The 24,503-nt window shown below is 40.3% G+C and carries 24 protein-coding genes; 6 read left to right on the forward strand and 18 right to left on the reverse strand.

Translation table 11 applies throughout. The annotated features are described in order from the left end of the window. Window positions 1-41: 41 nt before the first annotated feature. The gene (locus MED121_RS03040) at window positions 42-1,799 is read right to left on the reverse strand and encodes an ABC transporter transmembrane domain-containing protein (protein WP_009832129.1); all 1,758 of its coding nucleotides are present in this window, start codon (window positions 1,797-1,799) and stop codon (window positions 42-44) included. 178 nt (window positions 1,800-1,977) lie between these two features. Between MED121_RS03040 and MED121_RS03045 the strand changes: the two genes are divergently transcribed. Together MED121_RS03045 and MED121_RS03050 are read left to right on the forward strand one after the other, a co-directional pair. Continuing rightward, window positions 1,978-2,961, forward strand: a complete 984-nt coding sequence (locus MED121_RS03045) for a serine/threonine protein kinase (protein WP_009832130.1) — start codon at window positions 1,978-1,980, stop codon at window positions 2,959-2,961. Between the two features lie 65 nt (window positions 2,962-3,026). Continuing rightward, a complete protein-coding gene (locus tag MED121_RS03050; protein ID WP_009832131.1) occupies window positions 3,027-5,078 on the forward strand; it encodes a RecQ family ATP-dependent DNA helicase in 2,052 nt (683 codons plus the stop codon). Between the two features lie 13 nt (window positions 5,079-5,091). Here the strand turns inward: MED121_RS03050 and MED121_RS03055 are convergent, their stop codons facing one another. From MED121_RS03055 to MED121_RS03085, 7 genes are all read right to left on the reverse strand, one after another. After that, window positions 5,092-5,487 carry a VOC family protein gene (locus MED121_RS03055; RefSeq protein WP_009832132.1) on the reverse strand — a complete coding sequence of 132 codons (396 nt, stop codon included), beginning with the start codon at window positions 5,485-5,487 and terminating at the stop codon, window positions 5,092-5,094. Window positions 5,488-5,729: 242 nt separating this feature from the next. Further along, entirely contained in the window at window positions 5,730-6,614 is an 885-nt protein-coding gene (locus MED121_RS03060; RefSeq protein WP_009832133.1) for a LysR family transcriptional regulator, read from the reverse strand. A gap of 9 nt (window positions 6,615-6,623) precedes the next feature. After that, a complete protein-coding gene (locus MED121_RS03065) occupies window positions 6,624-7,334 on the reverse strand; it encodes an HAD family hydrolase (RefSeq protein ID WP_009832134.1) in 711 nt (236 codons plus the stop codon). A gap of 1 nt (window position 7,335) precedes the next feature. Continuing rightward, entirely contained in the window at window positions 7,336-8,145 is an 810-nt protein-coding gene (locus tag MED121_RS03070) for an alkaline phosphatase family protein (protein ID WP_009832135.1), read from the reverse strand. A 176-nt stretch (window positions 8,146-8,321) separates the two neighbouring features. After that, the gene (locus tag MED121_RS03075) at window positions 8,322-8,684 is read right to left on the reverse strand and encodes a GIY-YIG nuclease family protein (RefSeq protein WP_009832136.1); all 363 of its coding nucleotides are present in this window, start codon (window positions 8,682-8,684) and stop codon (window positions 8,322-8,324) included. A 93-nt stretch (window positions 8,685-8,777) separates the two neighbouring features. Beyond that, window positions 8,778-9,392, reverse strand: coding sequence for a LysE family translocator (locus MED121_RS03080; RefSeq protein WP_009832137.1), 615 nt, complete (start codon window positions 9,390-9,392; stop codon window positions 8,778-8,780). Continuing rightward, window positions 9,393-9,596: a DUF1127 domain-containing protein gene (locus MED121_RS03085; RefSeq protein ID WP_009832138.1), complete on the reverse strand. Its 204-nt coding sequence runs from the start codon at window positions 9,594-9,596 to the stop codon at window positions 9,393-9,395. A gap of 247 nt (window positions 9,597-9,843) precedes the next feature. On the opposite strand from MED121_RS03085, the gene MED121_RS03090 reads away from it, so the two are divergent. Further along, window positions 9,844-11,277, forward strand: a complete 1,434-nt coding sequence (locus tag MED121_RS03090) for a PLP-dependent aminotransferase family protein (RefSeq protein WP_009832139.1) — start codon at window positions 9,844-9,846, stop codon at window positions 11,275-11,277. Window positions 11,278-11,440: 163 nt separating this feature from the next. Here the strand turns inward: MED121_RS03090 and MED121_RS03095 are convergent, their stop codons facing one another. The 6 genes from MED121_RS03095 to MED121_RS03120 form a co-directional block, all read right to left on the reverse strand. Continuing rightward, a complete protein-coding gene (locus MED121_RS03095) occupies window positions 11,441-12,475 on the reverse strand; it encodes an oxidoreductase (RefSeq protein WP_009832140.1) in 1,035 nt (344 codons plus the stop codon). Between the two features lie 230 nt (window positions 12,476-12,705). Beyond that, complete coding sequence (locus MED121_RS03100; protein ID WP_009832141.1) at window positions 12,706-14,595, reverse strand: HAMP domain-containing methyl-accepting chemotaxis protein; 1,890 nt, start codon at window positions 14,593-14,595, stop codon at window positions 12,706-12,708. Between the two features lie 413 nt (window positions 14,596-15,008). Further along, window positions 15,009-16,142 (reverse strand): DUF1835 domain-containing protein, encoded by a 1,134-nt coding sequence (locus MED121_RS03105; protein WP_009832142.1) that lies wholly within the window; start codon window positions 16,140-16,142, stop codon window positions 15,009-15,011. 159 nt (window positions 16,143-16,301) lie between these two features. After that, entirely contained in the window at window positions 16,302-16,592 is a 291-nt protein-coding gene (locus MED121_RS03110) for a hypothetical protein (protein WP_009832143.1), read from the reverse strand. Between the two features lie 99 nt (window positions 16,593-16,691). After that, entirely contained in the window at window positions 16,692-17,231 is a 540-nt protein-coding gene (locus MED121_RS03115; protein ID WP_009832144.1) for a hypothetical protein, read from the reverse strand. Window positions 17,232-17,543: 312 nt separating this feature from the next. Beyond that, window positions 17,544-17,819 (reverse strand): DUF1330 domain-containing protein, encoded by a 276-nt coding sequence (locus tag MED121_RS03120; RefSeq protein ID WP_009832146.1) that lies wholly within the window; start codon window positions 17,817-17,819, stop codon window positions 17,544-17,546. Between the two features lie 163 nt (window positions 17,820-17,982). On the opposite strand from MED121_RS03120, the gene MED121_RS03125 reads away from it, so the two are divergent. Continuing rightward, window positions 17,983-18,900 (forward strand): LysR family transcriptional regulator, encoded by a 918-nt coding sequence (locus MED121_RS03125; protein WP_036178608.1) that lies wholly within the window; start codon window positions 17,983-17,985, stop codon window positions 18,898-18,900. Here MED121_RS03125 and MED121_RS03130 read toward each other — a convergent pair. After that, on the reverse strand, window positions 18,897-19,148 hold the full coding sequence (locus tag MED121_RS03130) for a YdeI/OmpD-associated family protein (RefSeq protein WP_009832148.1): 252 nt from the start codon (window positions 19,146-19,148) through the stop codon (window positions 18,897-18,899). The genes MED121_RS03125 and MED121_RS03130 overlap by 4 nt on opposite strands. Window positions 19,149-19,221: 73 nt before the next feature. Beyond that, entirely contained in the window at window positions 19,222-19,761 is a 540-nt protein-coding gene (locus tag MED121_RS03135) for a cysteine hydrolase family protein (protein WP_009832149.1), read from the reverse strand. A 666-nt stretch (window positions 19,762-20,427) separates the two neighbouring features. Between MED121_RS03135 and MED121_RS03140 the strand changes: the two genes are divergently transcribed. Both MED121_RS03140 and dctP read left to right on the forward strand, forming a co-directional pair. Next, window positions 20,428-21,210, forward strand: coding sequence for a transporter substrate-binding domain-containing protein (locus tag MED121_RS03140; RefSeq protein ID WP_009832151.1), 783 nt, complete (start codon window positions 20,428-20,430; stop codon window positions 21,208-21,210). Between the two features lie 74 nt (window positions 21,211-21,284). After that, window positions 21,285-22,406, forward strand: a complete 1,122-nt coding sequence (dctP, locus tag MED121_RS03145) for a TRAP transporter substrate-binding protein DctP (RefSeq protein WP_009832152.1) — start codon at window positions 21,285-21,287, stop codon at window positions 22,404-22,406. A 209-nt stretch (window positions 22,407-22,615) separates the two neighbouring features. Here the strand turns inward: dctP and MED121_RS03150 are convergent, their stop codons facing one another. Together MED121_RS03150 and MED121_RS03155 are read right to left on the reverse strand one after the other, a co-directional pair. Further along, window positions 22,616-23,119 (reverse strand): O-Glycosyl hydrolase family 30, encoded by a 504-nt coding sequence (locus MED121_RS03150; RefSeq protein ID WP_009832153.1) that lies wholly within the window; start codon window positions 23,117-23,119, stop codon window positions 22,616-22,618. A gap of 373 nt (window positions 23,120-23,492) precedes the next feature. Continuing rightward, entirely contained in the window at window positions 23,493-24,239 is a 747-nt protein-coding gene (locus tag MED121_RS03155; protein WP_009832154.1) for a transporter substrate-binding domain-containing protein, read from the reverse strand. Between the last annotated feature and the right edge of the window lie 264 nt (window positions 24,240-24,503).

Here is a 24,503-nt window from a genome sequence, read left to right on the forward strand (position 1 = left end):
TCATCATTCAGCATAAGCACTTAGCCCATAGCCCTTAGCCCTTAGCCATGCTGAAATTGCAGCTTGGCTAACTTGGCATAAAGCGGTGAGTTTTCTAACAACTCAGCATGAGTACCTTGAGCCACCAGCTTACCTTGCTCCATTAAAACAATACGATCAGCATTTACCACGGTAGATAGCCTATGGGCGATGATCAAGCTGGTACGTCCTTGCATTAAATGCTCAAGTGCCTGCTGCACATGGTGCTCACTTTGCGCATCTAGGGCACTGGTTGCCTCATCTAATAATAGGATTGGCGCATCTTTTAAAATCGCTCTAGCAATGGCGATGCGCTGCATTTGACCACCGGAAAGCTTAACGCCATTTTCACCAAGGTCTGAGTCATACCCCTGTGGTAACTGCATAATAAAGTCATGGGCAAAGGCCGCTTTAGCCGCTTTAACTATGTCTTCCATACCAGCATCAGGTCTTGCATAGGCAATGTTTTGCGCCACACTAATATCAAATAAGGCGGCCTGTTGCGGCACGATAGCCATATTTTCACGCAAAGCACTTAAGCCAAGCTGACGAATATTTTGCCCTAATAGACTGATAGCCCCAGAGTCCACATCATAAAAACGTAATAAGAGCTCTAACAAGGTCGATTTACCCGCTCCCGATGGCCCCACAAGCGCGACTCTCTCTCCTTTACATAAGCTTAAATCTAGCTGGCTAATGGCCTTATCAGCTCGGCTTGAATACGCAAAATCCACCTGATTAAAACGAATCATTTCTTCACCGAGTCCAGTACCCTGCACATCTTCAATTTGTGTTGGCGTATCAGCATTTGGGGGAATTTTATTAGGGGTATGTAGCAGTTCGATTAAACGCTCAGCAGCCCCTGCTGCACGCTGTAGTTCCCCCATTACTTCGGAAATAGCTGCAACCGCTGCGGCCACCATAATGGCGTAGAACAAGAAGCTAGCAAGTTCGCCTCCTGTGATGCGCCCTTGCATCACATCGTTACCACCGACCCACAACATGGCCGCAATGGCCGACATAGAAAGTACGATGACCACAACTGAGAGCAAGGCTCTTTGCCTAATACGTTGCACACTGACATTAAAAGCACGCTCGACCACATTAGAGAAAAGCCCGATATCATGGTTTTGCTGGTTATGACTTTGCACGACTTTGATGTGACGAAGAGACTCGCCAACATGACCACCGACTTTGGCGATTTCATCTTGCGTATCACGAGACAGTTTACGTACTTTACGGCCAAAAAATAAAATAGGTACTATTACCAAAGGCACACTCAAAAGCACAATAAAGGTGAGCTTGGCATTGGTCACCATCAAGAGCACGCAGCCACCAATCAGCATCAAAATGTTACGCAGAGCAATGGAAACAGAAGAGCCAATCACACTCTGTAAAAGCGTGGTATCTGTGGTAATGCGAGATTGAATTTCGCCACTTTTTTGCTCTTCAAAAAAGGCAGGGTGCAAATTAATCAAATGAGAAAATACTGCTTTACGCAAATCGGCGACGACTTTTTCGCCAATCCAAGACACAAGGAAAAATCGAATAAAGCTACCTAATGCTAATAAGCCAACCAAACCCAAGAAGATGGCAATGCTATCTAACAAGGCCTCACTCGAACCTGATGCAATACCATTATCGATAAGATACTTAACACCTTGCCCTAAACTTAAAGTCACCCCTGCAGTTACGATAAGGGCCAGACTGGCAAAAAATATTTGCTTCTTATAAGGCAGAATAAAAGGCAATAAGTGGCTCAAACTTGCGGTATTTTTCATTAATATTCCTTACTCAATTTGCCAAATGCTTAATCGCAGCTTCCTTAGGTGAAGCACGCTTTAGGGAAGGTATGATTAAAGTAACAAACACTGGCGCTAATACCTATGGGCTTGCTACTCTAGACAGTCTTTACCTTGTTATTTCCTTGTTTTATTTTTTACGCTAACTGAGCACTTTATGTCTGATCATCCCTTTTCTGCCCTCACTCCAGATTTTGTCATCAATGCCGTTGAAAGCATTGGTCTTTGGTGCGACGCCAGAATTTACCCCCTTAACAGTTATGAGAACCGGGTTTACCAAGTTGGTATTGAAGACAGCACACCCTTAGTTGCTAAATTTTACCGTCCAAACCGTTGGCGCAAAGAGCAAATTCTAGAAGAGCATGATGCGCTTTTTGCTCTCGCTCAGGCCGACATTAAGGTGATTGCCCCTAAGCAAATTGAAGGAGAGAGCCTGTTTTTATATGAGGGATTCTACTTCTGTGTTTATGACAAACTGATCGGCAAAGCCCCTGATGCGGATAATATGGATCACCTTTTTGTTACCGGTGAAACCTTGGCTCAAATCCACCAAGGGTTACAAACAGCAGACTTTACAACACGTCCAGCCATGGCACCCGTTGCAGACTTCACCAAAGCGATAGAAGAATTAAAAGTGTGTCAGCATTTACCTAAATTTCTTAGAGAAAGAATGGATAAAATACATGCAAAGTTATTACCTCTTATTCAAACTCAAGTAGATAAGTATTGGCCTGCTAAGCAATACCCAATACATGGGGACTGTCACAGATCCAACTTACTCGTTGACGGGTCTGATACTATCTATTTATTCGACTTTGATGATGCGAAAACAGGCCCTGCAGTACAAGATTTATGGTTGCACCTCTCAGGTAATCTGGCCCAGCAAAAACAGCAATTGAGTGAGTTAATTGAAGGCTATGAAAGCTATTTTGAGTTTAATGAAAAAGAGTTAGAACTCATCGACAGTCTAAAAGCCATACGTTTAGTACAATATGCCGCCTGGTTAAATGCCCGTTGGGATGATCCCGCCTTCCCGATGGCCTTCCCTTGGTTTAGCGGTGAAGACTATTGGCTCAACCTCTTAAATGATTTAGAACTCATCATACAAGACTGGGGCAAACTTGCTGCGCCTGCTTACTAAGCAATACTGAGCTCGCCAATAGATTAAAAACAAACTCACACCAACATAAGATAAATTAGCTAACTATGAACCTCATACCTGCCCTACAGCAACACTTTGGATTTGATCAATTTCGTGGTGGACAAGAGCAATGTGTCCGTCAAGTTCTAGCAGGGCAATCTAGCCTAGCTATCTTTCCAACAGGGGCAGGTAAATCCTTATGTTATCAATTCAGTGCGACTCAACTTAGTGGTATTACACTAGTTGTATCACCCTTGCTGGCGCTCATTAAGGATCAGGTCGAGTTTTTACAAAGCAAAGGCATAGGTGCTGCCAGTTTAGATTCAAGTCAAACACCGGATCAAAATCGCGACATTATGCGGCAAGTCCGTGAAGGCCAAATCAAGATACTTATGGTGTCGGTAGAGCGTTTTAATAATGAGAGCTTCCGTAACTTCCTGCACACCCTGTCTATCTCATTATTGGTAGTCGATGAAGCTCACTGTATTTCAGAATGGGGCCATAACTTTCGCCCTGATTATTTAAAGCTCCCAGATTACCAACGCCAGTTCAACATTCCTTTAGTACTGCTTTTAACTGCGACAGCGGCCCCTAAAGTAAAACGAGATATGGCGGCAAAATTTGCCATAGACGAACAGCATATAGTGCAAACAGGCTTCTATCGTTCCAACTTGAATTTAACTGTATTAAGCGTCCCTCAAGTGGACAAAAAAGCAGCCTTGTTAAATGCATTGCAACAACACCTTTCACCCAACACAAATGAAGCAGAGCCAGCCATTGTCTATGTCACCTTACAATTTAGTGCGGAAGAAATCGCCCAATGGCTAAGAGCCAACCAAGTCTCCGCTCAGGCCTACCATGCAGGATTAGATAGCGAACGCCGTGAGCAAATCCAGCAAGACTTCATGTCAGGCAAGCTCAATACCGTGGTAGCCACCATTGCCTTTGGCATGGGAATCGACAAATCCAATATTCGTCATGTCATTCACTATGATCTACCAAAGTCGATCGAGAACTATAGCCAAGAGATTGGCCGTGCAGGTCGAGATGGGCAAGCCTCAAATTGTGTCACCTTGGCGAACCTTGAAGGCCTTTCTACCTTAGAAAACTTTGTTTATGGGGATACCCCAGAACTTGAAAGCATTGCCTATTTATTAGATCTGATTGATCAACAGAGTGTGATGCAACGTACTCTGACTTGGGAAATGCAGCTGTATGCGCTTTCTAATGAAACCAATATTCGTCAACTTCCGTTAAAAACATTGCTCGTACAGCTTGAGCTAATGGGCATTATCAGCCCTAAATACGCTTATTACGCGCATTTTCGCTACAAGTTTGTCACCCCTATGGCACAAGTACTCAGTCAGTTTGATGCCGATAGATCTGCTTTTTTAATGCAGGTTTTTGAAGCGACCAAATTCAAAAAAGTCTGGGGCGAACCTAACTTTGAGTTTTGGGCACAAGAGGCTAAAGACAGAGCAATTAAAGCCCTAGATTACTTAAGTGAAAAAGGTTTGATCGAGCTGGAAACAAAACAGTTAACACAAGTTTATGAGGTATATGACCTGTCTCAAAAGGAACAAGTTGCGGTTCAGCTTAGTGACTATTTCAAACAAAAGGAAGGCGCAGAAATTGATCGAATAGCTAAGCTCATTGCCTTCTTCGAACAAGATACCTGCTTAAACAAAAGTTTGGCGCACTATTTTGGAGACAAGAGTTTCGGTGATGAGAGTTTTGGAGATGAAAGCTTTGGCGATGAGGTCTTAAGAAATAAATGCGTTGAAAATGAAAGCACTGAGAAGAAAGGCGTAAAAGCCCAATGTGGCCACTGCTCAAGCTGCTTAGGAAATAGCATAGGCAAGCTTAGCGGACATGAAATGAATGAGAACGACATAGACTCAGAGCAAGTCAGACAAGATCTCAGCGAGCTCGCTAGCGCTTTTCAGTCATCCCTTAAACTTCACCCGGATAGCATGAGTTTGGATACCAAGTGCCGCTTTCTCGCCGGGATCAGCACACCTTATCTGACAAAATGTCGAGCAAAACGCTTATCCGGTTTTGCTCGTTATCAAGATCAAAGCTATGCCAAATTAAGACAATTAGTACAAGCCTTATAAACTAAAGCTTGTCTTAGTCAGACTGAGTCGCTGTTTCACTTTCAGGGTAGCGGCTTATTTCGATCAGATTATTATCCAAATCATTAATATACACAGACATCATAGGACCCATCGCCCCTGTTTTTTCAACAGGTCCTTCTAGCACCTCTATATTGTGTTGATTTAGCTGTTCAATAACCTCTTCAAGACTCACGCTTGCAATCAAACAAAGGTCACCTGAACCTTCAAGGGCATGATTGCGCATCTCTTGCCCAGCAGTTTGAAAATTGATTTTCTGATTACCAAAACTGACCGCCTTACGACCATTGGCAAAGGTGATGGGAGTCATGCTGAACACTTCTTCAAAAAACTTAACGGAAGCATCAATATCTGAAACTGTTAACACTAGATGATCTATATGACTAATCATAAAAAGCTCTATTTATCCCTAAGGTGTTAAGGAAGGAAAGACTCAATGAAAACGAAATCGCACCGCCCTAAATAACAGTACTGAAAATACTAAAAACACGCTCATTTTCAGCCTTAAACATTGTTATCGAGCTCCAGTGTAGGCTGAGAAAAGATGCAAAACAAGCCTTGCTATTCAGTCTTTATAATAAGGCTTATAAATATGATCTGAGACTAAAGTGAGCATTCAAAATAGCAAGGAAACTAATCTTTTTTAATCGCAATTTGCTCAAGGGCTAACTGCACAAATTCTTGCACTGCTGGCATGATACTGCGTTTCTTTAACCAAACCACATGCTCAACAGCAGGCTCATCGGCTTCAATAATATTAAGCAGTTGATATCTTTCATCCGCTCGAATATCACCCTCAAAGGCAAAACCAACCCCTAACCCTTGTATCACGGCTTCACAGATTTCATGCCTTTGATCCAAACGTATCTGGCTTGTCGCTTTAATGCCCTGGGATAGGAGTAAGTCATCCAAGCAAAATTGGGTGTAACAAGTATGGGCGGAAAATATCAATGGATGTAAGGCTAACGCTTTGATGCTGACGTCTTTCAATTCACTTAACGGACTTCCCTTGGGCACTATCGCTTTAAGCTTATGTTGATAAAAGGCAAAGTGAGATAAAGCTGGCGCTTTATCTCTCAAAGGAAATAACGCGACATCAACTTCTCGGTTAAGCAATAGGGTCTGACACTCAGCACTTGTGGTTGAATGAATATCAATACAAGTATCCGGATATTGGCGTCTAAATTCGGCCAATAGTGGCATAAAAATAAGTGCAGACGCCGTAGCAATTTTAATGCTAGCGAGAGGCGTTTGGGTATCACCCGATAAAACATCATCTAAGGCATTACCCAAATCAGTATATTGTCGTGAAATTTGATAGAGGCGTTTACCCTGATTGGTCAACACAAAACCATTTGGCGTTCTTTCAAGCAGATAATGACCCGAACGAGACTCTAGTTTACGAATCTGTGCCGTCACTGCAGGTTGGCTCACCGATAATGCACTGGCTGCTCGTGTCACATTGCCATGCTCAACCACGGCATTAAAGGCACGAATTTCAGACAGACTGATACTCATATGACAAACTTAGCTTGTCGAATTTTCTGAGCGATAAATTTCGGTCGATATTGCCTCATCTCGACGCCAATCTAAGATAGGCCACTTTTTCTCATTGGCAATGTGTGTCAAAGGCTCATCAGGGTTAGTCACAATAGGAAAGTCGACATATTCAAGTAATGGTAAATCGTTAATTGAATCTGAATAAAAGTGTGTGTGCTCAAACTCACGATTCTGCTCTGCTAGCCATTGTTTAAGGCGAATAACCTTACCTTCTCGATAGCTAACTTGCCCTGCAATTTCATGGGTGGGCAGGCCGTTTTCATCCATTACCAGATCGATAGCAAGCACATTATCTAATTCTAATAAGGCTGCAATCGGTTTAACTAAAAAGGTCACCGTGGCTGAAATTACCAAGATTTCATCCCCTTGGTGCTTAATTCTTTTCAGCAACTCCACCGCTTGAGGGTAAAACTTTTGCAACATAACCTGACTCACAAAAGTTTGAATTCCAGCATCGATTAAGGGCTTAGTTAAGCTGTTTAAGGGTTCAATCTGAAGCTTTACATAGTCTTCCATCAGGAGTTCACCCTTATGATAAAGATCCATCAAGCGCGTTTCTTCAGCCAAAAAACGGCTTTTATCCATCCAGCCCTGTTCACAAATAAATTCACAAAATAAAGAAGAACTATCACCTGAGATTAAAGTTTCATCCAAGTCAAAGATATGCAGATCAGTCATGCTAAGGCCTTAAAATATACGGGGCAATTGCTTTGTCATGCCCTTCAATACCGAGTATTTGGCAGGCTAGTCCACAGATATCTGTTTGCTTTATTTGCAAATCTTTTTGTAGGCTAAAACCTTGTCCAAGGACCATAAAGGGTACTTCAATTTCGTCAGCGAGTGTACCTCCATGTGAGCGATCATTATTCATACCATGGTCTGCCGTGATCATAACCTGATAACCCTGCTCTAACCATTGGGGTAAAAAGTGGGATAAGTAACCATCCATGCGACGGGCTGAGTTACGATATTGCTGGCTATCTAACGCAAATTTATGGCCAATATCATCTATGTTCATGGTATGAATGAGTAAAAAATCCGGGTCATGTTTTTGCCTTAAATGTTCGGCGTCTAACAAGGTGTGATGATCTGGATATTGATCTTGATGATAAAAGATGCCAGCTTGAATCGCCAGGGATTCATCATGAGTGAATCTGTGCTTGATCGCATCATATGGGCAGGTGTTATAAAGCTCACTGATCCAATGATAAGCCGCCGCTGCGGTTTTTAGCCCCGTCTTTTGTGCAAGATGAAAAATACTTTGTTCAGTGGACAAACGAATCGTAGCGTTATCAAGAATGCCGCTTTCTAAAGGGGTTCGCCCTGTTAAAATGCATTCATATAAGGGACGAGACAAAGAAGGTAACTCACACTGCATTTTATAAAAGCAACCTTGCTTTGCGGCTTCTAACGCAGCTAAAAACCCCATACAGTCACGGGCAACTTGATAGTTTAGCCCATCAATCACAATTAAAATCAGCTTATTCATCTCACCTACTCTTTGATTAATTCACCTTTGAGCTGATAAATCCATTATCAGCCAGGAGCTCAAAGTGCAGGATAAATAAAAAATTAAGGTTTAGTTATGAATAATGCCAACAAAACCTTATAGGCATAAGAATAAATTATAAAGTGACATAGTAATTTATCGGCTTTCGAATAAACTTAGCGTTTTGGAAGATCAAAGATATCATCCAAGGTGAGAGAACCATGGATCAAAGAAAGCTTTTTCTTGCGATCAATTTGTTTGATTTTATATTCCAGTGACATAGCCTCTCTTTTGTCACCAATTTCCTGATGCCACATTAATGCCAATGGCCCTTTTCCCCTTAAATAGCGAGCACCTTTTTTTGAATTAGATGCATGTTCCTGAAAGCGTCTATCAACATCAGTGGTCACACCAGCATACAGGGTATTTAAGCGTGTCCGAATCAAGTACACACTCCATACAGCCTCTTTATCAATACCATTATCAGGTGTTTGAGTAATGGGCGCTATCTCTTCAAGCTGCTTTGTCTCTTTGCTCATAATCTTTCGCGTCTTATCTATCAGCCTTGTGCACTTGGGCAGCACAAAGCTGATGTATGTTTGTTGGTCCGTAAGCCAATCAGTAAAATCAGGTTAATCCATCAGAATAAAAATTAAAGTCGCCGCCGTCATGCCACCCATAAACCAATTAAAGTATTGCTTACGCCTAACCGAGGTTAGCCATTGTTTAATCGCAACACCCAGACCCGCCCATAGGCTAATGGCAATAAAGCCAAGGCAGGCAAAAGCCAGCATAATCCAAAGCCCTGATTGCCAATACAAGTCACCCGCTAAGGTAAAAGTACTCACACTACCAATTGCCATTGTCCAAGCTTTCGGATTTACGAACTGAAATAGTGAAGCCGCATATAAACGCATAGGTTGAGACGTATGCGGTTTATCGGACGCTAACACCTTATCATCAGTCGGTGCATTAGCAATTTTCCAAGCTAACCACAAAAGGTAAGCACTACCAAGCACTTTTAATATGTCATATAAAACAGAATACAGTTCAAAAACTGCCCCTAAGCCAACCAATACAGAGCCGATGAGGCATGCCATACCAATAATGATACCAAACATATGAGGTAAGGTGCGCATATAACCAAACTGAGCACCTGACGCTAATAACATAAGGTTATTAGGACCTGGCGTTACCGACATCACAAAAGCAAATAGGCCTATGGCAAAAAAGAATGAAAGTTCCATTTATGGCTCCTCCCGCTCTGATCGACGCTTAAAGCTTTCTTTTAGAAAGCTTATAACATTCGCCTTTTTGACTTCTTTTTGGGCATTTTCTCGTGTAATCGCCACATCTTTCAATTGAAAATGAGATAAATGAGCCAGTTGGCGGCGTGTAGCATAATTTTTCATGGCGCCTTGGATATTATGTAATAAAGCAATTAATAGCATCGTCTTCTCCTTTTCTATTACATCAGTTACTTAAGTTCAGAGTTAAAACTGAATCTATCTTGATTCAATACAAACAGTGTAAGAAATGATAGAAAAACAATACAGACTCAATTTATAATTATTTAAAGCATACAGATGAGATAAAAAATGCCCTGTATTGTCTTTTTTAGATCAATCTGTATTGGAACTAACCCGTTATCTTGATTAATATCTCTAAATACCACTTAAAAAATGCTGATACATTATTATGAAACTCTATCAAAAGCTGGCAAATGAACTGAGAAACCACATCCAACAAGGTTACTTTCAGATGGGAGATAAAATGCCCTCTGTTAGACAACTTGCCAGCCAACATGACGTCAGCATTTCAACCGTACAGGAGGCCTATCGTCACCTTGAAATGGAAAGCTTGGTTGAAGCCAAACCTAAGTCAGGTTATTTTGCGACACCCAATACGAACAATCACAGCTTGCCGGAAATCTCTCGCCCCCCTCAAAGACCCATGGAAGTCTCCCAGTGGGAACAAGTTTTAACCTTATTGATTAACAAAGACGATAAAGAAAACATTCAGCTGCAGCATGCTATGCCGAATATGGAGAGCTCATCATTAAAACCTCTGCTTAAAAAGCTGTCCGATCTAACCAAACATAATATTAGTGATAGCTTGACCTATGGTGATGTAAAAGGTGCATTAGTGTTAAGAGAGCAGCTGTGTCGCCTTGCCTTGGGTTTTGGTTGTCATCTACACCCTAATGATTTGGTTGTCACCTCGGGTTGCCAAGAAGCCCTGTCGGTTTGTTTAAGAGCGGTGGCTGAAGCAGGAGAAATCATTGCCATTGAATCCCCCAGCTTTTATGGTTCAATCCAAGCAATTAAAGCAGCCAACCTTAAGGCTATTGAGATACCCACTCACCCTGTCACAGGCTTAAGCTTAGAAGCCTTAGAGTTAGCCTTAGACCAATGGCCTATTAAAGCTATTCTAGTGACACCAACGTGTAACAACCCCTTTGGCTACACCATGCCAGATGAGAACAAACAAAAGCTTTATAAACTGGCACAAAGTTATGATATTTCCATTATTGAAGATGATATTTATGGGGATATTTCCTACCAATTTCCAAGGCCAAAGACGATTAAAACCTTTGATGAAGATGGGCGTGTCATGTTCTGCTCTTCTTTCTCAAAAACCCTAGCACCAGGTTTGAGAGTTGGTTGGATAGCCCCTGGACGATACCGAGATAAGGTTACCCACATTAAATATGTCAGCAATTCAATGTGCCCTACTTTGCCACAGCTAGCCATTGCAGACTTTATCAAAACAGGGGGCTATGACAGACATATCAGACGCTCTCGTCAAGAATACCGACAAGCCAGAGATCACTTTATCCAAACACTGAATAAGTACTTTCCGGCCGAAACCAAGATTAGTTTTCCAGAAGGAAGCTTTTTACTTTGGATTGAACTCCCCAAGCACATTGATGTGGTAAAACTGGGACAGGTGAGCCAACAAAATGGGATTAATATCGCCCCAGGTACGCTCTTTTCAGCGACCGGTAAATACCGCCATTGTATGCGATTAAATTTTAGCGAAAAGGATATGAGAGCCCGAGAAGATGGAGTACGTAAACTGGCTTTTTTAATCAATCAACAAGAAGAAGAGTTAAAACAAGTATCACCTTAGCCAGCCTCTCTAACGAAGAAAGACTGGCTAACCAAATGAGACAAGTTAGGGTCAGAGCTCATAAAATCACGCCTCTATACACTAAATCACATTTCTAATAACTAAGAGAGAAGACACTATAAGCCTAGTTACACTTTAGATAGCGGGTTAAAAAAGACCTAGTTTACCTAAAGTCTACAGGGAGACGCTGACCTTTCGCTTCACTTTCTAAAGCAAGTTCGATCAGTTTAATGGTATTTAAACTTTGCTCCGCTCCCATTAAAGCATGGTTACCACTTTCAATGGCCTTAGCAAGGTCGGCAAAAAAGTTCTGATAACAACCTTGTTCTGTAGGGATCAATTCAGCGATTTCAGCATCATAAAACTTGCCATATTCAGATAATCTTTCAGAACCCCAATGGTTACCCAAGGGAAGTTCGCCGGCTCTTAAGCAATCCTCTTGAGGGTCAAGCCCGTATTTTACATAGCTTCCCTTATCGCCTTGTACTTGGAACCTTAGATTAGGGCCAGGACAAAAAAGATTGGCGACTAAAATGACTTCACACTCAGGATAATGCAGCGTTAAATGAAAGTAGTCAGTAACACTTGCCCCTTTTCGCATTTGTTTACAGCTTGCGCTCAAGCTTTTAGGCAAGCCAAATAAGGTTAATGCTTGATCTAATAAGTGAGGCCCAAGGTCATACAAAATACCGCCGCCATCGCTTGCGGTTTCTCGCCAGCGCTCTTGGACATCAGGGCGAAAACGATCAAAGTGCGATTCATACACTCTCACCTCGCCTAACTTATTTTCCTCAATGAGACGTTTTACCGTTAAAAAGTCGCCATCATAACGACGATTCTGATACACGCTCAGTAACAAGCCTTTCTCTTGGGCAAGCTTAATTAGGGCTTCACCTTCTTGTGAGCGAGTCACAAAAGGTTTTTCGATTAACACATGCTTCCCCTGCTCTAGGGCTAATTTGGCTAAAGCATAGTGCACATCATTGGGGGCAGTAATAATGACCAAGTCCGAATTTGATTGAGTGATCATCTCTTCTGCAGTTTGATAATGATTGACCTCAGGCCAGTCCTTTATAACAGACGCCTTTTGAGAGCTACTCACACTATCAAAACAAAACGCATCAGAAGTAGTAATAAAAGGAATATGAAAAGTTTTTGCTGAAAAGCCATAACCCACTATGGCTGTTTTAATGCTCATGCTTAGATCCTATTGATACTTTTAAAATGAAGCCTAACTAGTATCCCCTATCTAGAAAAAAATAGAACAGGAAAAAGCATAAGAGATGAAAGAATTAAATATTAAAGGGCAGTCAAGTTTGAGACAAAGGCTTAAAGGCTCATCCTTGAGCTAACTTAAATAAAACAATAGGTTACTTTATCCATACACTGAATGGTCGGACTTAATCGCAGGCTCCCTAGATAAACAAATTACTGCTCAATCACAAAAACGCTGGTTTTTTTATCCAAATGCTCAACTAATTGATAAATCTGATCAGTGTTATCTGAAATAATTGAAATAGAGTAAGTATCTACCTGTAGTTGCTGAGCTATCTTATCCATATCATCATTCATCAAGACTGCCGTTTTAGAAACTTCTAAAATAGATTGAGCCATGTTATTCGCTGATTCTGCCCCTGTTTTAGCAAGGTTTTCAATTTCACGCATGACTTTCTCGGCTTTTTCACCTGATGCTTCAATGGCTAACAGATTCTCTTGGCCTGTTTTCATGGTGGTAATAGCAGAGTTTGTTGACGTCTGTATAGTGCCAACAATATCGGTAATTCTAGCAGTGGCATCCACGGTTTTTTCTGCCAAGGCCCTTACTTCATCGGCTACCACAGAAAAACCTCGGCCCGCCTCACCCGCTCTTGCTGCTTCAATGGCCGCATTCAATGCTAACAAGTTGGTTTGCTCAGCGAGATCATTAATCATGGAAATAACACTATCAATATCCAAGGATAAACGTCCCAGCTCGTTAAGCTGATCACCCGTTTTATTCACAAACTCAGTGGTTTTTGAAAGATTATGAAGAGCCTCTTCCATTGTTTTCGCACCACTTTTTGCTGACTCATAGGTGTCTTTAGACTGATTACTTAAATTGTCAGTGGTATCCGAGATGTTAGAAATATTGGTAGAGATTTCTTCTGTAGCAACGACCAGAGAGCGGGTTTGTGTATTAATGGATTGATTACTATCAGCAATATTATTTACCGCTTGATGAAGGTTTGCGACTTTTTCATTCACATCCGTTGTGGTTGTTACCACGCCACTGACCACAGTATTTAAACCTTCTGACATATCATTTACTGAACCACATAAGGCATCAAATTCATCATTACGCTTGTTATTAATCGCTAATTTTACCTTTAGATCTCCCTCTTTTACTTTAACTAAATCACGAATTATTTCGCCTAAGGTTCGATTCACACTTTTACCAATCGCAAGCATAATCAAACCAGAGAATACGGCAACCAAAACACTGACTAAAATTAAGGTATAGCTGGCATTATCAAAACTCTTATTCGCTAAGCTTTCAGCCTCCAGAGTTAAACTCTTTAGATAATCAGATACGGAAGTGCGATTAGTTAAGAAGAGCGTCTTTTGATCTAGGAAAACTGCTTCAGCAGCCTGTGTTGCTTGATATTGCTGAGTTAACTTATCAATTTCAACTAAATATAAATCAATATTAGGACCAAATTTCTCTTCTAAGCCGAAGTTTTGAATACGTTTAATAAAACCTTCAAACGTTTCTTCCAATATGGCTTTGTTGTCAGCAGTAGTTTCAAAAATATAAATTTTCTCGGCTTCTCGAACCCGCACAAACTCACGTTTTACCAGGCTTAAAAAAGCAATTTCTCCCAACACAATATCACCTTGTGCTTGTACTCGGTTTTTTATGCCAGACTTTCGATCAAAGCCTAAAAGGTGCCTTTGCTCAATAATATTGATCAAGGAATCTGAATAGCTCAAGAGACTCGCTTTAATACGATCAAGCTCATTACGCCCCTGCTCTGTTTTTATATTCTCAATATCCTGTTGCAGACTGCTTAAGTAGCTTTCCTTATTAGCATTAATCGATTCAATATAAGCCTCATAATTCTCATCATTAATGACAGACATGCCATCGTGTTTTTCCATCATAGAAAAGGCAAGGGAATCTAAATTGCTTTCGATATTAGAGAGGGTTTGTAATCGACTGGAAGTGGTTTGCTGAGTTTGCAAACCATTAAGCGAGACCAAGGTAACAAGGATAAAACCTGTTATCGTGCAACAAAGTAAAATAGTGAGCTTTATTCTAAAACTAAGATTTTCAAACATGCTGTACACCTATTTTATCTGCTAAATACTTATAAAAAGTTGCGATTAGCCAAAAACATCCATGTAGGGCACTGAAAAAATCAATAAAAGTTAATATTAGTATAATGTGAAGTTAAGCATCTTTTTGTTAAATTTGCGTAAGCAACTTATCTAAAAATACCTAAAAGTAAGCATTTTCTTGATCTAACAGGTTAAATTTTTATGATCAAATCACTTAAAAAAAACCAACCTCCTCCCATCTAAAGCCGAAAGACGCGCCTTTAAATGGAAAAGCGAATGCAGAAAGAAAATCTAAAAAAGAGGATAAAAATGAGCTCAATTAAGAGCTCATTGGGTTATTTAGAAATGAAGAGTTTAACGATGAGGGTTTAGCAACAAAGAATCTAGCGATGAAAAATTTCGCTAAGCAAAATTTAGTTAAGCCTGATCAGGGTTTTAGGCCAATGCTCAGGCATATCAGCGAACTGAACCAAATCAGATGCTTCCATCTTCTGTAAAATATGCCAAAACATGATGTCTCCTAAAAAAGGCAAAGGCTCTTTTTGAGTCATGACATGTCTAAACAAGTGTCCCGCAGTTTGAGCCCCAGATTCAGACAATAATTCTAGGATGAATTGCTGGGTTAACGGCAACTGATTTGCTTGTATGGGTTGATCTTGTAATTGCCTTAATGCGGCAGTTTTAAAGTAAGGTAAATGACTGACAGCAAGCCCTTGCACATATTGATGAAATACTTGCGGGTTGGGATGGGTAAAAGCAGCCCAATGCCTATCTGCTTCTTGACATAATGCAGGTGTTACAGCTTGCTTAGTTTGCCAAAGCAAACGTAATCCTTCTGGGGGTAATTGTCCTAAACCTTGAAATCTCGCCCCTCCTGGGAAAGCATTAGTGGTGACCAACCAAAGTTTATTAGGCAAGCCAAAACGGTGATAAAAACTGAGAATATAGATGAGGATAAACTGATCATAAGGGTCATGTTCAAACCAGAGCACCACATGCTGATCCCCCTTAATACTCGCTTTCAGCCGTTTAAAACGGAGGCTTAAATCTGCCAGTACCTGAGCATAATCTTGCTCCATATACTCTTTACAGTAACTTTCATATAAAAAATGTGCCCTTTGCTCAAGGTCATAATCATAGGTAACAGGACCTACGCAAAAAGGGTCAGAAAACTCTAAAAATGCCCCCCTAAAGCCAGCATGATTAAGGGCTTTTTCAATATCAGAACCACAGCGAATATGCAGACAAGATTCCGCTTCATCATCCACCTTATCAGTCTGATCAATTTGTCTTTGCAAGGCGCCCATCAAGCTAATGTGATGACGTAATTGTGACCAGGTCTGACACCCTAATTCACGAGCAATGACGAGCTGAGCGTCGGTGAGTTTGGCAGAAAAAACCTCTAATCTGGCTTCTTTAAAACGCAATTTAGGGTGGTGTTCGACAAAGCGTTCAATCGCCTCGACGTCGTGTTTATCAAAGCTTTTTAGTAACTCTTTTGCACGCTTTTTTTGCTGCTCAAGGTTGAGCCTGAAGGGAGTATTCATAAAGACCTCTTTCTCATTATCTGTGTCCGCCCTCAGAAAGAAAAAGGTTAATAAAATAAGGTTTCTATGCCGGGCGCAGCCCTTTTCGCGGACACGAATGCTTTGGCGAGCTTTTGAAGATTAACAAAAATTCGCACCAATTAAAATGAAGATTAAAGCCTATTTTCGTGCATGGACAAGCTCACGGTTTTCGACAAAGGTATATTGATACCAAAGGTAATAAGGCATTTTCCCGTCTTCGATAAATGAGGCTAATACTTCCATCTCCAGCCCCTTAGCTTGAGAATAATCTTCCAACAATATGGGGTTATTGATGTGAAGGCTCGCCTCCTGCAAACCCACTGTTCTAGCTTCCTCCAAGGTCGCTTTTTGGCTTTTCGTGTTCTTAGCCATCTTTAGCAGCATCAAAATAGCAAAGGCCACTAGCAATAGTAGGATGAGTTGTATCATGTTAGCTTCCTGTGTTTACGAGAAAATCGTTAAAGCCATACCTAATAATGCTCTAATAATGCCATCAGAACCAGGTTTCACAAACGCTTTAGGTGCTCATTATCTTGTGATATGCCGAGCAATCTGATTACCCGTCTTACCTGTACTTAAAACAATATCGGCAACGGATGCCCTTAAAATATTTAAAGTCTCTTTTTCATCAATGCCAGCTTTTTTCGATAGAACCTCAATGGACCGCCAACGATACCTTCCATTTAGTAATTCTGAAATCATCGTACGCTTTGCGATTTCTTTTTGCTCAATACTGAGTTCATCAGGTACTTCAACCACTTTAACCTGAGGATTATCAGCCTTCATAATAGTCGACTCTAACTTTGCCACCTTTTCTTTGAGTACTTGCAGCTCTTCTTTCAAAGGATCAAGCTCTTCATCAACACCTTCTGATATTTCTGTCAGCTTGATATGCCGATTCTCTCCCCAACTTATTTGAATATCACCTCGTCCTAATAAGCTGACTATGTTGGCTCTAAATACCCAAACGAATACACTAATACCAACGAAAAAAAGAAAAGGCCAATCTAATAGTGACAAAACGACATCTATCCAACCCTTATCAGAAACAACATTATTAACGCTCATACCTAATATCCTTTAGTTATTTGCAGACTTTGATACACAGTTCGCCTAATTAAACATTAACTAGGCTTTTAGTAAAATATCAAGGAAACCAAGTGAAACAAGGAAACAAGGAAACAAGGAAACAAGGAAACAAGGAAACAAGGAAACAAGGAAACAAGGAAACAAGGAAACAAGGAAACAAGGAAACAAGGAAACAAGGAAACAAGGAAACAAGGAAACAAGGAAACAAGATTTAAATTAATCCACTCCCTTTATAAAAATCATAAAGAGAGTAGATAAAAGGAAAGCACTCATTTTCTAGCAAGTGCAAGACTAAACCAAATGGAACTGACTCTTCATGCCTTTCTCCCGCTGCGGAATAAGTGCTTGGTATGCATCACTTTCATACCAATTACGAGCGGCGTCTTTATTTGGGAACTGAATAACCGCTTTTTTCCCAAAGGCCGCTTCTCCGTGAAGTACTTCCACATCCCCTTTGGTAATAAAGTGCCCATCAAAAGCAGCAAGCGTTTTCACGGCTTGCTCACTGTATTTAGCTAGCTCTTCAAGGTCGATTAAGTTTGATTCAACAATCACTAAACAAGTCATTCGTATTACTCCTAAGTGTTAAAAAGCGCTCAAAGCGCGATAAAGTTGACTTAGTTTAGAAACACAAAGATTATTAAACAATAACCATAAAATAGACTCAGTGTTTATATTTATGAACAATAAAGTCGAAATGCAAAAGCATGCACACAGAAGCATAAAATCCATGAATACAATTAAACTTGCTCCTCTCTTACTTATCTTTGTTGAAGTAGCCAAAATGCGCTCTTTTACCCAAGCGGCTAAAAAGCTGGGGTTGAGCAAATCTGCCATTAGCCAGCAGATTAAACGGCTGGAAGCCGCAACTGATCAGCAACTTTTAGTAAGAAATACTCGTGGCGTGGTACTGACTTCAGTTGGCGAAAAGCTCTTAGCGAAAAGTGAGTTACTCAGCGAACAATTAAGCATGACACTCACAGAATTAGACAGTGAAAAAGAACAGCCCAGTGGCAGTTTTCGCGTATCAGTGCCACCCTTTTTTGAGAAGAATATTGTCGTACCTGCCATGGCTCAGCTGTGTACAGAATTTCCGCTAATAAGCCCTGAGATATTGGTAAACGGTCGCTGGCAAGATCTCATCGAACATAATCTGGATGCGGCGATTTTTGGAGGGGATTTGAAAGACTCAAATTATCGCGCTTTATCCATTGGCAAGGTAAGCGAACGCTTTTGTGCTTCTCCACGCTATATCAAGCAACATGGCACTCCTAACCAAGTATCGGATCTCACTCAACACAAGTTTATTGCCACCCCTTGGCAACATGACAAGTTACAGTTAATGGATATTAAACAGAATACCGCTTTTTCTTTTGAGCTTAACCATTTTGCTAAAACCAATACACCAAATACCGCCTTAGAGATGGTGTTAAATGATATGGGCATTGCCATATTGCCAGAGTTTCTCATGCAACCTCATCTGCTAGGGCAAAAGCTTGAACTTCTATTACCAGAAACCAGAGGAAGGGCTTGGCACTTTTATTTTTTGCATCAATTTATGGCCGAAAAACCAGCCCATGTGACACGCTTTTATCAACTCATCTGTCATTATTTTCAGCAAAAGATGCTTCTCAGTAATAGCAACTAACGTTTTGAAGAGGCTGGGTGTGCCATATTCATGTATATCCCACCCTTTCTTAGCTCCGCCAGCATTTGCTGAAGGCGTTTCATTTTTGTCCCTTCACGTTTGGCACGATTAATCCAGCCAATATAGTCATTCTGTTGATAAGCAGGGCGCGCGTTAAAGTCTGCCTCCAAAGCATTGGCAACGAGAGCGGCTTGAACAAACTCAGGCATTGAGTTTATATCTCGCTTGAGACTAGGAAAACGCTTCATTTCAACCAAACCTCCTCAGCAAATTACACAGATACAACGCTTGTCCTGATAAGCTCAATGACCCTATAAAAACCTAAAACTTACGTGTTTCAATCGCCTCAGAGGCTGTCACTATTTTAATATCCACATTGGGGATAATCAGATTTTCCCAACTCCAGTTGTGGTGTTTAATTATCTGCTCAGCGCTTAAATGCTCTCTATTTGCCGTGGTATGGCCATCAGAGATCGCCGTCACATTAAAGCCCTTACTTAAACAAGCACGTAAGCTGGTATCAACACAAAACTCAGTTGCAGCACCTGTAATAACCACCTCGGTTATTCCCTTGGATTTTAATAGGGCCTCCAACTCAGTTTGATAAAAGGCATCACAGGCTGTCTTGGTTAACCTAAAATCCGTCTCACTTTTATCAAGTTCATCGATTATCTCCCAACCTTGGGAACCTTCTAACAAATCGTCTTCTTTAGCGCCATTGTGTTGAATATAGATCACCAGACCACCCGCCTTTCGCAACTCATCGGCTAAGGTATTAATACGACTTACGACCCCGTTAAAATCATGTCTCGGTGTTTTAAACAGGCTTTTTTGCATATCAATAATAAGTAATGCTTTCATAAGATCCTTCTAGTCGTTGGCTAATGTTTGTTTCTAATAGATAGAGCTAAATATTAATGAATTGCTTGCTAACCTTCTAGCGCTAAGCATGAGAATTATCATCTGCTCAACTCATAATATTTCTCAATTAATATAAGGGTTCAATTGGCTACAAATAGCTTAAAGATTCAGCTTATACACACAATGATTTACTAAAGACTAGGGAACCTGCGAATAAGTCCTCCCGCCTCAGCGTGTGGATAAAAGTCTCTAGATTTATGGCGAGGAGCGCAACTTAATAGTTATTCTATTGATAAGGTCCTCAACGTAAAAATAGGGCTTTTAGACCACGCCCTTCGGGTCTTTCAGAAAAAGTAACACCCTGTGTTGTTACTTCTCGAAAGGTACCTACATTACGTCAAAGTAACGCCTTGTGTGATGCTTTTTCTGTAAAGACTGAGAAGAGGTGACTTAATCGCAGGTTCCCTGATGGTTTATGACCCTCACCCTGCCAAACTAGCCCGCTTAAAAGTATTTATGGAATGGTTAAAAACAGAGATGCCTTGGTCAAAATCAAACCGAACTTAGCACTAAATGCGTTAAATCTGACAAAAAACTTACAATGAGACACGTTAGAATAATAAAGACAGCAGAAAAATAATTAAAAAAGTTAGAAAGAATGTCTTTATGAATCTCGAAAAATTAGCCCAAAAAACACTTTCAAGTATCACCTTAGTAACCACCCTTTTCACTATTAGCTCAACATCTTTAGCAAAGACAAATGAAGTACGGGTTTGCTCATTACAACTCCCCCCTCAAACCATGCTAAATAATGAAGATGAGCCAGATGGTTTTGCCGTGCGCATTCTTCAAGGCGTATCCAAGCAATTAAATTGGAAGCTAACCTTTATATACAGCCCTTGGATGAGAGTAGTCAGTCATGCAAAAAGTGGTAAGTGCGACCTAATGATGACTGTGCTGGATAAAGGAGATTATTCTGAATATATGACCTTTCCTAAGTCCTATATTATTAATCAAAAAAATGTCTTGGTTAAAGCTAAAGGTAAGAAGGTTCAATATTCGGGAGATTTAGAAGCATTCATGCGTAAGTACGACATCGCCCTTTATCGTGACAAGCGAGTGGATGAAAAATTTGAGTATTACCGCAAGCAGCCTTGGGCGAAACTTGAAGAGGTAAATCAAATAGAACAGGCAATCAAAATGCTTTTAGCAAACCGCATAGATGCCTATATCGAGAATGATTTAACATCGGCATACAAATTAAGAGAGCTTGGTTTATTAGATCAAGTTGAGGTGCTCTCACCTCCGTTAAATACCACCCCAGCCTATATCACCTTTCCTCATGCTGGCAACTTAGTAGATCAAGTTGATAAATACGATAACGCGATAGAAGCCTATAAGAAAACATCAGAATACAAAGAACTAGAGCAGCATTATTTAGGTTATTAGCCCTGCCTTAGCGCAATCACATTTAGCTTAGCTATACTGACATAAGCTTAAACATCTTTGATAACGGGAGCGGAATGGATAAAACAAGACGCCTTTGGATTTCAAGGCTTATAAAAGGCAGTGGATGCGCCGCACTATATACTAGCCATCCTTTGCTAGCGGATAGCCCGTTGAGCAATGAAAAAGAAAATGCAATGCGAGCAAATGCTGATTACATCATGGTTTATGCTTCCCCCTATTCAACTCAAGATCACCAATTTTGCCCCCATATGCACCATGAGTTGAAAAAAAATATTGAAGAAATGTCCTCCGGTAGAATTTATCTCGATATCCAAGATACTGGTGTTCTGGGTACAGGTCATGAGTTGATGGCAAAAGTGAGCCGAGGCGCTATCTCTGCTGCGTTAGTTTCAGTTTCAAATTTGGCACCAGCGGCCCCTGAACTAGATATTCTTAATATCCCTTTTTGGTCATCTAAAGAACAAGACTATTTAAACCTCGTCACTTCTGATACTTGGAAAAACCTCATTATTAAAAGAATTAAATCTCAAGGTAAATTAGATATTTTATTCCATTATTTACCCGGTTCACGAACAGTAAGTACCACCATGAAAAACCCTAACGTGATTAAAAGGCCCGATGAACTGCAAGGGGTTATCTTTAGAGTTCCCAATAGTCATTCTCTTAAAACATTTTACCAATTAGCAGAAGCATCACCTGTGGACGTGGATTGGCTAAATGTCTCACGTATGGCGAAGTCTGGCAGAATTCATGCCATGGACCCCAGTATCATTGGTCTACATAACGGCCCCCTCGGTTTACGCGAGCACATTGGCAGCATTTCACAGATTCAAAGTGTGTATGATGGCTGGATGGCGGTGGTGAGCCAGCAATGGTATAGCACCCTACCCACGGATTTAAAATTAGTGCTCAAAGACGCATCTGAGAAAACATTTAGGCAGCATTTAGACAGTGTCAGCAAAATTAGAAAAGCCTGTACTCAAAGTTTCGAAGACCAAGGCACCCTCATTTACACATTAACCGACGATGAAAGAAATGAATGGGTTAGCCGCTTTGGGCCCACAAACGAAACTTGGACAGCCGTAAAACGTAATATATTAGGAGATGATAAAACCTTTGAAAAACTCTTAGAGGCAACCAAAATCAACAATGGCTACCGCATCTCAACAGGCTAGTTTTTCTAACCTCTCTTCGCACTTCGCTTCAATTATTACTTTGAAAACACGCTAAGTAAAACCTCATGCAGTTTTATAAAAGAGCATTTTGATTCCTCATCCTTGAGTGAGTCAAATATAGTTAGTCATAATATTGAAGATTCAAATTAGCATGTGGGCCTGATTTAAAATGCTAATAAGGATGTTCCAAAGTGTGACAATGGTCTTACTTATTTAAAGTCTTTCCCTAATGTCATTGTTTGCTCATTCATCATGTTCTCATCTGTACCTGCACGCTCTGCTGTGGCTTCCTTACCCTTTTTAGCTAAGGCTTTTAGCGCATCAGAATTGAGTTCTATGACATCAAAGCTCTCCCAAACATCAAAGTTATCTCGATTTGCAATAAGGGCTTTAGCCCCGCCGCCTTCAGCACAAACATGCTTTCCATTACAACCTGCTTTAAATCCTTTTCTGTTACCTTTATTCACCCATTCAAAGGTTTCCCAAGCACCGACTTTGTCTCGATTTGCAATCAGTGAATTTGCCCCTTTACGCTCAGCACAAACATATTTTCCATTACAGGCTTGTAGTGCAAACTTATTCCCTTTTAGCGGAATCACTTTAAAAGTTTCCCAAGCACCAACACGTTCTCGATTAGCGATGAGTGCTGATTTACCTGCATTCTCAGCACAGACATATTTTGAGTTACAGGCTTTTAAGGCTATTGTTTCCACCGATTATTCTCCTTAATATTTCATTATAAATAGAACATCAGCTCTAATGATTGAGGAATAATTGAGAGGAAATTAAAAGAGAGTTAAACCCAATCCCACTCATTAGCAGCTGCTTTAGAGCTAATATATTTGATCGAAATAAAAGGAAATAGGGGGAATAACGCATTATTAATGAGGCGTGATAAATAGAATTGATCGCATGAATTGTAATAGGTTTTTGCCTAATTCCCAGGATCCTTGGTGGTAACTCATATTAGGTAGCTTGGCTACTATTTATGATACAAAGTTGAGCAGGAGCTCAACCCTATGCATTCCTAAGCAAAGCATGGGAAAAAGACAAAATAATCAAACATATTTAGTGAGGAGGTCTTGTTTAATTTATATCAAAGTAACGATATTTATCATGTATTTTCTTATAAGTACCATCTAACCTAATTTCTTTTAATGTTTTATTGAATTCATCTAGAATCCTATTAACACCTTTATATTTACGAGAAAAGCAGAAGTAAAACGCTTCATCGACAATTGGATAGAATTTAAAATCATTGCTAAGCCCAAGCTGCTTTATGATAAAGTCAGTTGATTGCTTATTTAAAAGCAAATAATCATAACGATTTCGCTTCAACATACCTATTGCTAATTCTGTATTGAGCACTTCAATTGGATTCATATTTAATTCAGCAAGTTGCTTTAAACTAGTATAACCGCTAACAGAAGCTACTCGTTGACCCTTTAGGTCTTCTAGAGTATTGGGTATTAAGCCATTAAACCCATTGCGCATATAAAAGCCGTCAGTTCTTTTACTGATAGGGTCAGAGAACACAATAAAATCATTACGATCTTCTTTATAGGCACAGGTAAGAATACCTAAAACTTTGCCATGTTTAGCGTAAGCTAGGACTCTATTCCAAGGTAAAAACTCTACTTCTATTTCATAATTTAAACGTGAAAAAATTTCTACCATGACATCATAATCAAACCCTTTTAGTCCTGTAGGTGAATCTTTCATTTCATAGGGAGGGTAATGTTCGGTAGCAATACGAAATACAGGCCTATCTTGTGCATGTAAATATAATGAACTGAATAGTGTGATAAGTAAGATGATAAGAGGTTTTAACATGTAATGGTCTTCAAATTAAAAGTGATTACCTCCCTGTATTTTTCATTGTACTTAGTTTTCTTGATTAAAATTGTAGTCGAAAATATGGGGGCTCTCCATTGTATAAAAAGATCATAACAGATGATCAAATAAGCATTCTTTCTGGGTTCACAAAAGCTCTAATTCGTACTAGGGCAATAAACTTTCTAGCTCCTCCATGAACCTTCACGTGAACTCATACTTGGTAGCATGGCTTTTAGAAAAAATCGATGAATGAGCGCAATA

The sequence above is a fragment of the Marinomonas sp. MED121 genome (assembly GCF_000153025.1).
Taxonomy (GTDB): Bacteria; Pseudomonadota; Gammaproteobacteria; order Pseudomonadales; family Marinomonadaceae; genus Marinomonas.

What these genes read in the sequence shown, in the direction of transcription:
- MED121_RS03040 (WP_009832129.1), bottom strand. Translation starts at nt 1,799, where the DNA reads ATGAAAAATACCGCAAGTTTGAGCCACTTATTGCCTTTTATTCTGCCT.
- MED121_RS03045 (WP_009832130.1), top strand. Translation starts at nt 1,978, where the DNA reads ATGTCTGATCATCCCTTTTCTGCCCTCACTCCAGATTTTGTCATCAAT.
- MED121_RS03050 (WP_009832131.1), top strand. Translation starts at nt 3,027, where the DNA reads ATGAACCTCATACCTGCCCTACAGCAACACTTTGGATTTGATCAATTT.
- MED121_RS03055 (WP_009832132.1), bottom strand. Translation starts at nt 5,487, where the DNA reads ATGATTAGTCATATAGATCATCTAGTGTTAACAGTTTCAGATATTGAT.
- MED121_RS03060 (WP_009832133.1), bottom strand. Translation starts at nt 6,614, where the DNA reads ATGAGTATCAGTCTGTCTGAAATTCGTGCCTTTAATGCCGTGGTTGAG.
- MED121_RS03065 (WP_009832134.1), bottom strand. Translation starts at nt 7,334, where the DNA reads ATGACTGATCTGCATATCTTTGACTTGGATGAAACTTTAATCTCAGGT.
- MED121_RS03070 (WP_009832135.1), bottom strand. Translation starts at nt 8,145, where the DNA reads ATGAATAAGCTGATTTTAATTGTGATTGATGGGCTAAACTATCAAGTT.
- MED121_RS03075 (WP_009832136.1), bottom strand. Translation starts at nt 8,684, where the DNA reads ATGAGCAAAGAGACAAAGCAGCTTGAAGAGATAGCGCCCATTACTCAA.
- MED121_RS03080 (WP_009832137.1), bottom strand. Translation starts at nt 9,392, where the DNA reads ATGGAACTTTCATTCTTTTTTGCCATAGGCCTATTTGCTTTTGTGATG.
- MED121_RS03085 (WP_009832138.1), bottom strand. Translation starts at nt 9,596, where the DNA reads ATGCTATTAATTGCTTTATTACATAATATCCAAGGCGCCATGAAAAAT.
- MED121_RS03090 (WP_009832139.1), top strand. Translation starts at nt 9,844, where the DNA reads ATGAAACTCTATCAAAAGCTGGCAAATGAACTGAGAAACCACATCCAA.
- MED121_RS03095 (WP_009832140.1), bottom strand. Translation starts at nt 12,475, where the DNA reads ATGAGCATTAAAACAGCCATAGTGGGTTATGGCTTTTCAGCAAAAACT.
- MED121_RS03100 (WP_009832141.1), bottom strand. Translation starts at nt 14,595, where the DNA reads ATGTTTGAAAATCTTAGTTTTAGAATAAAGCTCACTATTTTACTTTGT.
- MED121_RS03105 (WP_009832142.1), bottom strand. Translation starts at nt 16,142, where the DNA reads ATGAATACTCCCTTCAGGCTCAACCTTGAGCAGCAAAAAAAGCGTGCA.
- MED121_RS03110 (WP_009832143.1), bottom strand. Translation starts at nt 16,592, where the DNA reads ATGATACAACTCATCCTACTATTGCTAGTGGCCTTTGCTATTTTGATG.
- MED121_RS03115 (WP_009832144.1), bottom strand. Translation starts at nt 17,231, where the DNA reads ATGAGCGTTAATAATGTTGTTTCTGATAAGGGTTGGATAGATGTCGTT.
- MED121_RS03120 (WP_009832146.1), bottom strand. Translation starts at nt 17,819, where the DNA reads ATGACTTGTTTAGTGATTGTTGAATCAAACTTAATCGACCTTGAAGAG.
- MED121_RS03125 (WP_036178608.1), top strand. Translation starts at nt 17,983, where the DNA reads ATGAATACAATTAAACTTGCTCCTCTCTTACTTATCTTTGTTGAAGTA.
- MED121_RS03130 (WP_009832148.1), bottom strand. Translation starts at nt 19,148, where the DNA reads ATGAAGCGTTTTCCTAGTCTCAAGCGAGATATAAACTCAATGCCTGAG.
- MED121_RS03135 (WP_009832149.1), bottom strand. Translation starts at nt 19,761, where the DNA reads ATGAAAGCATTACTTATTATTGATATGCAAAAAAGCCTGTTTAAAACA.
- MED121_RS03140 (WP_009832151.1), top strand. Translation starts at nt 20,428, where the DNA reads ATGAATCTCGAAAAATTAGCCCAAAAAACACTTTCAAGTATCACCTTA.
- dctP (WP_009832152.1), top strand. Translation starts at nt 21,285, where the DNA reads ATGGATAAAACAAGACGCCTTTGGATTTCAAGGCTTATAAAAGGCAGT.
- MED121_RS03155 (WP_009832154.1), bottom strand. Translation starts at nt 24,239, where the DNA reads ATGTTAAAACCTCTTATCATCTTACTTATCACACTATTCAGTTCATTA.